Consider the following 12,482-nt stretch of genomic DNA (forward strand, 5'->3'; position numbering starts at 1 on the left):
GAAGTACAATTAACCTGTTTTATAACGTAATTTTCAGTTTTTTAATACCTTTGCACTGTGTAAAACCTGCTATTACTTATAATCCCCATAATTCATTAATTCAAACAAACAGAACTAAACAAAAAATTTGCTCCTGTAGATTCTACAAGAGCAAATTTCGATTACATAGACAACACTGTCATATTGCAGCGTATTATGTATCATTACATTCTTTTTTCAATTTCAGCCCAGGCTTGTTCCATACCCATTCCTTTTTCTGATGAGAATAAAATAAGCGGGTCGTTTGGATCCATGTCTAGGACTTCTTTTATAATTTTTTTATGTTTTTCATAGTTTCCCTTTTTAATCTTATCTGCTTTCGTAGCAATAACAATGGTTGGAATGTTGTAGTGTTTTAAAAAGTCGTACATCATACAATCATCATCAGTTGGTTCATGGCGGATATCGATAATTTGGACAACTGCTTTCAGAATGCTTCGTCCAGTTAAATATTGCTCGATCATTTTGCCCCATGCTTCGCGTTCTGTTTTAGAAACTTTGGCATAGCCATAGCCAGGAACATCGACAAAGAATAATTGTTCTTCAATTTTATAAAAGTTGAGTGTTTGTGTTTTACCTGGTTTAGATGATATGCGCGCCATACTTTTGCGCCCAATCATTCTGTTGATAAATGAAGATTTACCAACATTTGAACGACCTGCCAGAGCAAACTCTGGCAGACCATCCTCTGGATATTGTTTTGGCCCTACAGCACTAATGACCATTTCTACATTATTGACTTTCATGAAATCCCTCCGTCGAGCGCGATGTTTAATACTTCATCCGCGTTTGACACGAGCTTAAACGTAAGCCCTTTTCGCACACTTTCTGGTATATCATCTATATCACGTTCATTATCTTTCGGTAAAATGATGGTTGTTAAACCTGCTCTGTGGGCGCCAAGAGATTTTTCTTTTAAGCCCCCAATTGGCAATACTCTTCCTCGTAGAGTGACTTCCCCAGTCATTCCTACTTCTTTTCGAATCGGCTTTTTGGTGATAGCAGATGTAATTGCAGTCACCATTGTTACTCCAGCTGAAGGACCATCCTTAGGAACAGCTCCTTCTGGCACATGAATATGAAGGTCATGTGTATCGAAGAAATCTTGGTCTATGCCGAGTTGATCAGCTTTTGATCGCACGTAAGACAATGCAGTCTGTGCTGATTCCTTCATTACATCACCAAGTTTACCAGTAAGCTGAATTTTGCCTTTACCTGGAGTAAGCGAAACCTCAATTTGAAGCGTATCGCCGCCTACTACTGTATATGCTAACCCAGTTGCAACGCCGACTTGGTTCTCTTGTTCCGCTTGACCATGATGGAAGCGGTGTTTGCCAAGCATATCCTCTAAATTTTTCGCTGTAATCACAACTCGTTTCTTTTCTGTTGAAACGATTTGTTTCGCAGCTTTCCTACATAAAGAAGCAATTTCCCGTTCAAGACTTCGAACACCTGCTTCTCGTGTATAATACCGTATCAGGTCAAGAATGGCATCATCACGGATTTGTAGCTGAGATTTAGAGAGGCCGTTTTCTTTCATTTGCTTTGGTATTAAGTGGTTAATAGCAATTTGCTCTTTCTCAAACTCTGTATACCCTGCAATTGAGATTATTTCCATACGATCCCGAAGCGGGCCAGGTATTGTACTTAAGTCATTAGCTGTCGCAATGAACATGACATTCGATAAATCGTACGGTTCTTCTAAATAGTGGTCACTAAATGTGTTGTTTTGATTTGGGTCAAGTACTTCTAACAATGCAGCTGATGGATCCCCACGGAAATCATTAGACATTTTATCGATCTCATCTAATAAAAATACGGGATTGATTGTTTCTGCTTTTTTCATACCTTGAATTATACGTCCAGGCATAGCACCGACATAGGTTCTTCTATGACCGCGGATTTCTGATTCATCCCGTACTCCACCAAGCGATATTCGTACAAATTTACGATTTAACGACTCTGCAATTGATTTTGCCAAGGACGTTTTACCGACTCCTGGAGGACCTGCTAAACATAAGATCGGTCCGCGCAATGAATTTGTAAGCTGTTGAACTGAAAGATACTCAAGTATTCTTTCCTTAACATCTTCTAGACCTTCATGGTCACGATTAAGGATTTTTTCAGCGACATGAATATCCCTTCTATCTTTTGTAGCCTTACTCCAAGGAAGGGCCACAAGCCAATCTAAATAGTTGCGAATTACACCACTCTCAGCAGATGCTACAGGGATCTTATCGTAACGGCTTAATTCTTTAAGAGCTACCAATTTTATTTCTTCAGGCATTTTCGCTGCATCAATTTTCGTACGCAACTCCGCTACCTCTGCTTGTTTCCCTTCACGGTCGCCAAGTTCCTCTTGAATTGCTTTCATTTGCTCACGCAAGTAGAATTCTTTTTGAGTTTTTTCCATGGCACGCTTAACTTTTGAGTTAATCTTATGCTCTAAATTTAATACTTCTTGTTCATCATGCAAACGATTAATCAAAATACTTAAACGTTCCTTGACATCAATTGTATCGAGGATTTCTTGTTTGCCGTGCATTTTGAGCGGCAAATAAGATGCCACAGTATCAGCAAATCGACCTGGTTCTTCAATATCTGCAACTGTAGCAAACGACTCATGGGAAATCTTGCTTGATGCTTTCGTATACTTTTCAAAATAAGAAAGTAGCGTACGCATTAGTGCTTGAGTTTCCAAATCTGCTTCCTTTGAATCAATAAAGTTTTCAATATTCGCTGTCATATATTTTTTATGGTCAGTTATTGTTTCAATCTTTGCTCGATGAAGACCTTCAACCAACACACGTAAAGTTCCATTAGGAAGTTTAAGCATTTGCTTTACATATGCTACAGTACCTGTTTTATATAAATCTTCTTCTTCTGGTGTTTCGATATCCATTGCTTTTTGGGTAGCAAGGAAGATCAAATGATCATCCGCCATTGCTTTTTCCAATGCTTCAATTGAGCGTACGCGACCTACGTCAATATGTAACAATATTGTTGGATACACGAGCAACCCTCTAAGCGGTAAAAGTGGTAAGTCTTTTGTTCTAGTTACTTCTGCCATACGAGCGATCACCTCCGACTTTAAGTTCTAACTATAAAAGCACGTTATAAGTATGGTTCATCTAAATTATTTCATTCATATTGTTACAAGTTAGTCAATTCGCCTAAAACTCAAAAAACTGGTCGGTCAAGTGCTGATTGGCACTTGATCGAACCAGCTATTGGATCAGTTCTTACGCAGACGTTTTTTTGTTATTTGGATCTAACTCTGTACCGTCTTTTAATACAAGTCTTGGTCTTGCTTTTTCTGTAATTGTTTCTTTCGTTACGATACATTTCGCTATATCATCACGTGATGGCAGTTCAAACATAACATCTAGCATGATGTTTTCAATAATGGAACGCAAACCACGTGCACCTGTTTTACGTTCGATTGCTTCTTTAGCGATTTCGTACAATGCATCTTTTTCAAACTCAAGTTCTACGTCATCTAACTCCATCATTTTTTGATATTGTTTTGTTAACGCGTTCTTTGGCTCAGTTAAAATTTGAACAAGTGCATCTTCATCTAAAAGTTCTAGGCTCGCAAGTACAGGCAAACGGCCAATAAATTCTGGGATCAAGCCAAATTTCAATAAATCCTCTGGAATTAAATGTTTCATTAGATTTTTGTCGTCTGCATCTTTTTTAAGATTAGAGCCAAAACCGATAACCTTTTCACCCATACGGCGTTTAATAATGGATTCAATTCCATCAAATGCTCCGCCTACGATGAATAAGATATTAGTTGTATCGATTTGGATAAACTCTTGGTGCGGATGTTTACGGCCGCCTTGTGGTGGTACGCTAGCTGTAGTTCCTTCTAAGATTTTCAACAATGCTTGTTGAACACCTTCACCAGATACGTCTCGAGTGATTGATGGGTTTTCCGACTTGCGGGCTACCTTATCAATCTCATCTATATAAATAATTCCTTTTTCAGCGCGTTCTACATCATAATCTGCAGCTTGGATTAATTTAAGAAGAATATTCTCTACATCTTCCCCAACATATCCTGCTTCAGTTAATGAAGTCGCATCGGCAATAGCGAAAGGTACATTAATAATACGTGCTAACGTTTGGGCAAGCAATGTTTTACCGCTACCAGTTGGTCCGATTAAAACGATATTTGATTTAGATAATTCAACATCGTCTACTTTGCTTTGAGTATTTATACGTTTGTAATGATTATATACAGCTACAGATAATGCTTTTTTCGCACGTTCTTGTCCGATGACATAATCATCCAATGTTTCAAGAATTTCTTTTGGTTTTGGAATATCTTTAAGCTCTACTTCTTCTTCAGTGCCTAGTTCCTCTACAACGATTTCAGAACATAAGTCAATACATTCATCACAAATATAGACGCCTGGCCCTGCCACAAGTTTACGAACTTGTTCTTGTGGTTTACCACAGAATGAGCATTTTAAATTGCCTTTTTCATCATTAAATTTGAACAATTATTTCACCCCTATTCAAGCAACAATGTTACAAGATTCCATTTATATTATCAAATATAATGAATTCTTGCTACAAAAATTACTTATAGTATGTATCGTTATGATTTATAAAATTTATTCCGCTTTGATGGGTTGTAAAAACCCTACTTTTGAAATGAAAAAGCGAGAAGTTTATGTGGGGGTATTTACCCCTAAAAGCCCAGTTGGAACATGACCAATCAGTGTGGGGTACCGTTCTGGTTGAAGTTACATTTCATATATGTGAAGAAACAAGGTACGGATACAGAACCCGTACCTTGTTCAAGTTTACATAGAAACTGTATTATTCAGTTACTTTTGCGTTATCAACTAAGAATTCTACAGTTTTGCGGATTTTCACATCATGTTCTAGTACGGAAGTGCCACCTAGGATTGATTTGATTTGATCTGCATCCATTTTGAATTGCTCAGTCATTTTTTCTAATTCTGCATTGATGTCTTCTTCTGTTGCTTCGATTTTTTCTGCTTCGCCAATCGCTTCAAGAACTAATGCTACGCGTACGCGAGATTCTGCATCTTCTTTCATTTGAGCGCGCAATGCAGCTTCATCTTGACCAGAGAATTGGTAGAAAAGATCAAGGTTTAAACCTTGCATTTGCAAGTTTTGATCATATTCTTGCATCATACGATCGATTTCAGTTTCAATCATTGCATTTGGAATATCGATTTTTGCGTTATTAGCAGCTTTTTCTACTAGTTCATCACGTAGTGCTGTATCAGCTGCTGCAGCTTTTTCAGTAGCTGTTTTTTCTTTTAATTTTGTGCGTAGTTCATCTAGTGTTTTCACTTCTGAATCTACTTCTTGTGCAAAGTCATCATCCAATTCAGGAAGTTCTTTACCTTTTACTTCTTTAACATTTACTTTGAAAGTAGCTTCTTTACCAGCTAATTCTGCTGCGTGGTACTCTTCTGGGAAAGTTACAACTACTTCTTTTTCTTCGCCAGCTTTTGCGCCAATTAATTGTTCTTCGAATCCTGGAATGAAAGATCCTGAACCGATTTCAAGTGAGTAGTTGTCGCCTTTGCCGCCTTCGAAAGCTTCGCCATCTTGGAAACCTTCAAAGTCGATTACAGCTGTATCGCCATTTTCGATAGCGCTATCTTCTTTAACAACAAGTTCTGCAAGACGAGTTTGTTGATCTTTCAATTGTTGTTCAATTTCTTCGTCTGTAACAGTTGTTTCTTGTTTTTTCACTTCTAAGCCTTTGTAATCACCTAGTTCAACTTCTGGTTTTACAATAACTGTTGCTGTAAATTTGAAGTCTTTGTTTTTGCCTAGGTCTTCCATTTCGAAATCGATTTCTGGTTGATCCACTGGAGAAATACCAGTTTCATCGATTGCTAATGGATAGTTTTCGTTCACTAAAAGTTCTAGTGCATCTTGGTATAATGATTCTACACCGAATCTTTTTTCGAACATTTGACGAGGCATTTTACCTTTACGGAAGCCTGGTACGTTAATTTGTTTCACAACTTTTTTGAATGCTTTATCTAAAGCTGCGTTTACTTTTTCAGCAGGCAATTCTACTGTTAATACTCCAGTGTTGCCTTCTTGTTTTTCCCATTTTGCTGACATGTATAATACCTCCAAAATTAAATTCACATGTTGGACAATTTATTCGTTAATACGACTTTCTCAACTTTTTTAGTATATCATAGATAGCTATACTTTCAACTGATTTCATGTATCGAACAATTCGGATTGCTCTTCAAGGGTATTTAATAACTCCATCAAGTCATAATCTGTCTCTTTGACAACGCCGAACATACCATGTACGAAGTCAATATACCCTTCTGCAACCTCTTCTGCTCCATAATTAAACCATTCAAAAGGATAGGCTGCAAAGATATGCCTGGCCAATAGATATTGGACCATCTGTAAAGTAGAAGGTTCTTGGTCGAGCGCATCGCTTACCAATTCAAACACTTTCTTTGCTACTGGTAATTCATCCGGTAACAGCAATTCCTCTGTGTTCACTACTTTTGAATGCCCCAATTTTTTTACCTCTACTATCGCAGGGATTTCTTGTGCGACAAGAAGGTAGAGAATAAAGCTTTGGATCAAAGGATGAGACCTTTCATCCTCAATAATCGCCACTAATAAATCTTTAATCGGTCGTATATTCATTTCTTTAGCTGCTTGCAGCTTTTGCATCTGCTCAATTGTTGTTTTAGAAAAGAATGTATCTACTTCAAACTCATCACTGGCATGCTCTATCTCTACATCATCTAGACTGTCTTCTATTTTTGCTTTTGCAATAGCAGCATTGAGGTTTTTAATACGGATAAATTGTTCTTGCGATTCGGGCGGAATGACATCTTCTTCAAGTAAAGACTCAATAAGGGTTTCTACTTGTTTGTATTCTTTCAACTCCATTAGCACAGTTAAATAAAGTTCCATCGTTTCTATGTATAATTGCGGCCCAATCGCGAGGAGTTTTTCACAAACGGCTTTCGCTTCTTTAAAGTTCCTTATTTCATACAAAGAGAATGCATAAACACTGAGTAACGCCTCATCTCCCTCGGTGTATTGCAATGCTTCTTTTAAGCATTCAACAGCCTGGTCATATTGGTACTTTTCAGCGAACTGCTGGCCCTCGGCAACGAGTCTCTCCACCGTTCCTGGGAACACAATAACATTTTCATGCTTCTGAAGTTTTCCTTTTTTTCTGCGCAATTGTGTTCACTCCCCTTAAAATTCATCATAGCATAAAAACATTTTGACCCAAAATAATTTCCTTCGACAATTTGGTCTATATTTCGCTCATGTAGGTTTTTATAGCTATATTTTTTTTTGATATAAAATAAACAAATTTGAGTTATAAAAGATAAATACCTCTCTAATAGGAGAGAGGAAGATTTAAAAAATAAAAAAACTGTAGACACCCAATCATATGAGTTAGTCTACAGTCTAATTTTTTCAGAAAATTACTCTTTAACACGCTTTTTATTCATTCCTAATAAGAAGAATAATGCTGTCATTATACATAAGAAGATAATGCCGACAATGAGGGAGATTTGTGTATCCTTATTGAACCACATACCTACCAATACAGTAAGTAAGAATAAAATCGTTACGTAGTTAGAAACTGGCGCAAATGGCATTTTGAATGGGTGCGATGGCATTTGATCGCTATGCACTTTTCTAAATCTAATTTGAGCAATCAATAAGGCAAACCACGGCATCATCCCAGGTAGAACACTAGCACTGTATACATAAACGAATATTTTTGATTGTGATACAAAGTTAAGCACAACCCCTACTGTTAAGCCGATTAATACTGCGATTGTACTCCAGTATGGCACACCATTTTTAGAAACCTTAGCAAATATTTTTGGTGCTTGACCATTTTCTGCAAGTGTATAGATCATTCGGCCAGAACTGAAAATCCCGCTATTACAGCCTGACATAGCTGCTGTAATCACCACAAAGTTAATGAAACCAGCCGCCATTGTAATACCAACTTTTGCAAAGGTAACAACGAATGGGCTACCCACTTCTTTTAATTGATCCCATGGATAAACTGTTACAATCACAAAGATAGCACCAATATAGAAAATTAGAATTCTCCATATTATAGAGTTGATCGCTTTAGTCAGTGATTTCTTTGGATTTTCTGCTTCCCCAGCTGTAATTCCGATTAATTCCACACCTTGGTATGAACCAACCACAAGTGATAAGGCAAAGAAGAAACCTTTCCATCCACCTGTAAAGAACCCGCCATTTGACCATAGATTTGAGAACCCAACTGCATGTCCACCATTGCCAAGACCGAAGAAGATTAATCCAAATCCAGCTATTATCATTAATATGATCGTTACTATTTTAATTAGAGCAAACCAAAATTCAAATTCGCCAAATGACTTTACTGAAACTAAATTTGCCAAACCTAAAATAACAATGACAATTAAGCCAGGTATCCACGGCGGCAAGTTAGGAAACCAATACTGCATATATGAGCCGACCGCAATTACTTCTGACATCCCTACAATCACCCATTGAAACCAGTTGCTCCATGCAGTCAGATAGCCTGCAAGCGGATGTATGTATTGATGAGCGAAAGTCGCAAAGGAACCTGTAATTGGCTCTAGATATAGCATCTCACCCATAGCTCTCATAATAAAAAATACGAATATACCAGCAATCGCATAGGCAAGCATAACAGAAGGACCTGTCCAACCGATGGTGCTTGATGAACCCATAAACAGCCCCACACCAATAGTTCCACCAAGTGCAATCATTTGTATGTGCCGAGATTTAAGTCCCCTTTTCAATTCTTCATTCGCCATAATTTTACCCCCTCTGTTCATCTAGATGTCTAGTTATCTCTGCATTTCAGCATAGAAAACAAACTTTCTTAAAATAATTTTCACCCTCTAAGTGTACTCAATTTCACTTATAAATACAATTGTATTTCCCAAAAAAACAAGGACGGTCATCAAGTAACTTTGCGGAAAAGAGAATTTTTCCGTAAAACTCTTTTGTTTTTTATCTTTTCCGTTAGGATCTCTTTTGAGTTTAAATTTCAAGAGATAATTTGCGAAATGATTCAGTGTACATTGAGCCTTTATTGCTTTAAGCTAAAAGTATAACGTGCAAATGAGCCTGTTGCTCATTTGAAGGAGGACTATATAATGCATCAATTAGACGCAATTAATGAAGCTAGAGACTATATTTTAAATAAAATTAACAGCACACCAACAGTCGGCTTGATTCTAGGCTCAGGCTTAGGAAATCTTGCTGATGAAATAGAAAATCCAGTTCATATCCCATACAGTGAAATTCCACATTTTGCGAAGTCAGAAGCCATTGGCCATGCTAATGAGCTAGTTGTCGGAGAGCTAAGCGGCAAAATAGTAGCAGCCATGAAAGGGCGATTCCATTATTATGAAGGTTTTACATTAGATGAAGTCACTTTCCCTGTACGCGTAATGAAGTCGCTTGGAATTGAAAGCATCATTGTGACAAATGCTTGTGGAGCTGTTAATACGGGCTTCACACCTGGTGATTTGATGCTAATAACAGATCATATTAATTTGACAGGTACTAACCCGTTAATCGGCCCAAACAATGATACGCTAGGCACGCGTTTCCCCGATCTATCCGAGGCGTATGATAAAGATTTACGTAAACTTGCAATCATCGTGTCTAAGAAACAAGATGTTAAAATTAAACAAGGTGTCTATGCTTGGTGGAGCGGTCCAACTTATGAAACACCTGCTGAAATTCGCATGATTCGAACTCTTGGCGCTGATGCAGTCGGCATGTCTACTGTTCCAGAAGCAATTGTTGCAAAACACGCTGGTATGAAAGTACTTGGGATCTCTTGTCTAACAAACATGGCATGTGGCATTCTTGACCAACCATTAAACCACGAGGAAGTAATTGAAGTAGCTAGCCAAGTCAACACAAAATTCGTCGGGTTGATTAAAGGTTTACTTGAAGAAATTAAATAATCACACGCGTTAACATGGGAATAAAAAACACACGCCAACTTCTCTAAAGAAGACGTGTGTTTTGTGTTAATGAGAATTCTCTTTATTTTGGAGTATCATACCAATTTCAAAAACCTCTATTTTTCCCCAGATGGATTTCCAGTCTTTCTTGGTAACCCTGTTTTCATAAATGCTAATTCTCGCATCTGTCTCTAAATAATAAGGAGTAGGTTTTACCTTCAAATTGATTACATCCTTAACTCCCCATGGAGCCGCTAAAAGTACATTATCTTTTTCATCTAATTTAACCCCTAATGCCGTTGCAGTTTCAGGGAATTTGGAAATACCATCAATAGATGATGTATAAGGGCTCATATTATTTAAAACATGCATTCTTGCCTGATTTTTTACAGACCAAGGGATATTCGGCATGATAGATCTAAGCTTTCTTTCCAAATTCTTCTCCTCTAATTCATTTATATTAGACGAATCAAAGTAAATAACATCTATATCAGGTAAAGGGGTTCTTGCATTAAAATTATGTAAGACATCCCATACTTTTGATCTCACAAAACCTGCACAAATCCACCAATCAGGCAAATCTAATATTTTTGCAGTCTTTAATACATCCATCATCCAGCTATCCTTTTTTATAACTTCTACAATATCTTTTTCGTCTTCTAATATCATTACTTATCACCTGACAGTAAAATTTTTTATTATTAAGTGTTGAATAGATTGCCTTCCAATGCTGCTATATATCTTTTTGCTGATAGTTGAACTCGATTTTGTGCATCATCCGAAATAACACGATGGAATGCATCATACAACTTATTAAATTGAATAGAATTCAAACGGTTTGCCATACGGTCAACAGTGTTTGCTGGTAACGGAATAAAATTTGGATAGCTATACATGAAAGTAACCCATTGACGATCTGCCACTACACGGACAATATCTCCAACAAATAAAACGCCTTCTTTTTTATTTTGCCATTCAAGAATGGTAGCTCCTTTAAAATGGCCACCTAAACGATGTAACACAATACCTTCACGCAGCTTTAATTGATCACCTGTCCAAAAGACTATTTGTTTACTTGGTCTCGTTACCCATTCTTTATCATCTTCATGAATATAAATGGGCGCATTAAAAACTTCTGCCCATTCTACTTGACTAGAATAATAATGGGGATGTGATAAGGCTATTGCTTGGATTCCACCTAGTTCATTAATTTTCGTAATTGTTTCCTTATCAATATATGTAATGCAATCCCAAAGTACATTAAATTTCTCATGTTGAATCAGGTAAGTATTTTGGCCAATTCCAAAAGAAGGTGCTGTCTTAATGCTATGTAATCTTTTTTCTTCAGGAGTAAATTCATTTATATATCGCTTAGATTGGACAAGTTGTTCTAAAGTAGTCCAAGATTGTCCATTCACACTTACATATTGTCTAGCTTCAGTACAAATCTTGCATTCGTTCGGTTCCTGTGTAGATTGATCATGCTGAACGCCACATGTATTACAAATAAAATAACTCATAATTCACCTTCCACTTTCATTGATTTTAGATAAAAATGGTAATGACTAATTTTATTGTATGATTCAGTACTTCTACTGACTATCATTCTTTTGACTGAAAGATGATTGTCGTATATACCTTAATATTTTCGTTTACTCCTTAACCAAAATCTAAAATAATTAGTACATTTGACCAAGCATAATTTTTCTTCTTGTATATATTGAAATGAACAAAAAATTCTATGCCTAGTTTTGCTACGGTACAGACTTTTGCTTTCACTGTAGCGTTTTCATGTGTTTAATATGTCACTAAAGTCATTTGAGAAATTCTAAACAAGGAGGTAAATGACTATGGGATGCGGCTGTGGCGGCGGAAAACGAAATATTACTCCAATAAACAAATCACAGGTAACTAAAAAACATCAACTAAAGGTTCAACAGCATGATAATCAGGTGAAAATCAAGGCTGGCAATAGACAGAATAATAATTAGATATTATTAAAGAAACGTATTATTTAAAAAGTAATACGTTTCTTTGTTTACTAGCTTCTCATTAATTATAGATATTTAAAAATATTTATATCTACTGAGTCTATAAGATCTATTTCTTCTTTTAAGTCCCAGCTTTATTTTGGTAGTCTCATTATTTTCGATAAAGGGTTGTAACTCCTTCACCTCTGTATAAAATATTGGATTAAATTTTATGTTTCCTGTATTAATATCTTTCACTTTTAATAATTTTTCAGTATAGGGTCTAATAAGTTCTTGGTGAAATCTGTTGCTTTCATTACCCATGTACTCATCCCAATGTTTTGCGTTGTGTTCCCATATGGTCTTTGAGTCCTCATTAAGCTCCCTCCATTCACTCAATATGCATTCTCCTCTCAAAACAATAGTTTCCTCTATTACATAAATTCTCGTTTTATATAAAGTAGTCCTC

General features: G+C 36.7%; 11 protein-coding genes. 2 read left to right on the forward strand and 9 right to left on the reverse strand.

Annotated features, from left to right (window positions below):
• Positions 1-203: 203 nt before the first annotated feature.
• The 6 genes from yihA to AC6CHJ_RS09810 form a co-directional block, all read right to left on the reverse strand.
• Positions 204-785 (reverse strand): ribosome biogenesis GTP-binding protein YihA/YsxC, encoded by a 582-nt coding sequence (gene yihA / locus AC6CHJ_RS09785; RefSeq protein ID WP_066788617.1) that lies wholly within the window; start codon positions 783-785, stop codon positions 204-206.
• A complete protein-coding gene (gene lon / locus AC6CHJ_RS09790; RefSeq protein ID WP_498288278.1) occupies positions 782-3,109 on the reverse strand; it encodes an endopeptidase La in 2,328 nt (775 codons plus the stop codon). The genes yihA and lon overlap by 4 nt, the downstream gene beginning before the upstream one ends.
• Positions 3,110-3,281: 172 nt before the next feature.
• Entirely contained in the window at positions 3,282-4,547 is a 1,266-nt protein-coding gene (gene clpX / locus AC6CHJ_RS09795; protein WP_066788621.1) for an ATP-dependent protease ATP-binding subunit ClpX, read from the reverse strand.
• 322 nt (positions 4,548-4,869) lie between these two features.
• Positions 4,870-6,162 carry a trigger factor gene (gene tig / locus AC6CHJ_RS09800; RefSeq protein ID WP_066788625.1) on the reverse strand — a complete coding sequence of 431 codons (1,293 nt, stop codon included), beginning with the start codon at positions 6,160-6,162 and terminating at the stop codon, positions 4,870-4,872.
• Positions 6,163-6,267: 105 nt separating this feature from the next.
• Positions 6,268-7,263, reverse strand: coding sequence for a tetratricopeptide repeat protein (locus AC6CHJ_RS09805; protein ID WP_498288280.1), 996 nt, complete (start codon positions 7,261-7,263; stop codon positions 6,268-6,270).
• A 251-nt stretch (positions 7,264-7,514) separates the two neighbouring features.
• On the reverse strand, positions 7,515-8,876 hold the full coding sequence (locus AC6CHJ_RS09810) for an amino acid permease (protein ID WP_370454662.1): 1,362 nt from the start codon (positions 8,874-8,876) through the stop codon (positions 7,515-7,517).
• 345 nt (positions 8,877-9,221) lie between these two features.
• Between AC6CHJ_RS09810 and AC6CHJ_RS09815 the strand changes: the two genes are divergently transcribed.
• Positions 9,222-10,043: a purine-nucleoside phosphorylase gene (locus AC6CHJ_RS09815; RefSeq protein ID WP_498288282.1), complete on the forward strand. Its 822-nt coding sequence runs from the start codon at positions 9,222-9,224 to the stop codon at positions 10,041-10,043.
• Positions 10,044-10,109: 66 nt separating this feature from the next.
• On the opposite strand, the gene AC6CHJ_RS09820 is transcribed toward AC6CHJ_RS09815, so the two are convergent.
• A complete protein-coding gene (locus tag AC6CHJ_RS09820; RefSeq protein ID WP_498288283.1) occupies positions 10,110-10,712 on the reverse strand; it encodes a nucleotidyltransferase family protein in 603 nt (200 codons plus the stop codon).
• A 32-nt stretch (positions 10,713-10,744) separates the two neighbouring features.
• Entirely contained in the window at positions 10,745-11,563 is an 819-nt protein-coding gene (locus tag AC6CHJ_RS09825) for an MBL fold metallo-hydrolase (protein ID WP_498288285.1), read from the reverse strand.
• Positions 11,564-11,893: 330 nt separating this feature from the next.
• Between AC6CHJ_RS09825 and AC6CHJ_RS09830 the strand changes: the two genes are divergently transcribed.
• A complete protein-coding gene (locus AC6CHJ_RS09830; RefSeq protein WP_190323435.1) occupies positions 11,894-12,034 on the forward strand; it encodes a hypothetical protein in 141 nt (46 codons plus the stop codon).
• A gap of 75 nt (positions 12,035-12,109) precedes the next feature.
• Here AC6CHJ_RS09830 and AC6CHJ_RS09835 read toward each other — a convergent pair whose 3' ends face one another.
• Complete coding sequence (locus AC6CHJ_RS09835; RefSeq protein WP_498288287.1) at positions 12,110-12,412, reverse strand: hypothetical protein; 303 nt, start codon at positions 12,410-12,412, stop codon at positions 12,110-12,112.
• Between the last annotated feature and the right edge of the window lie 70 nt (positions 12,413-12,482).

The sequence above is a fragment of the Rummeliibacillus sp. GQ308 genome (assembly GCF_059759115.1).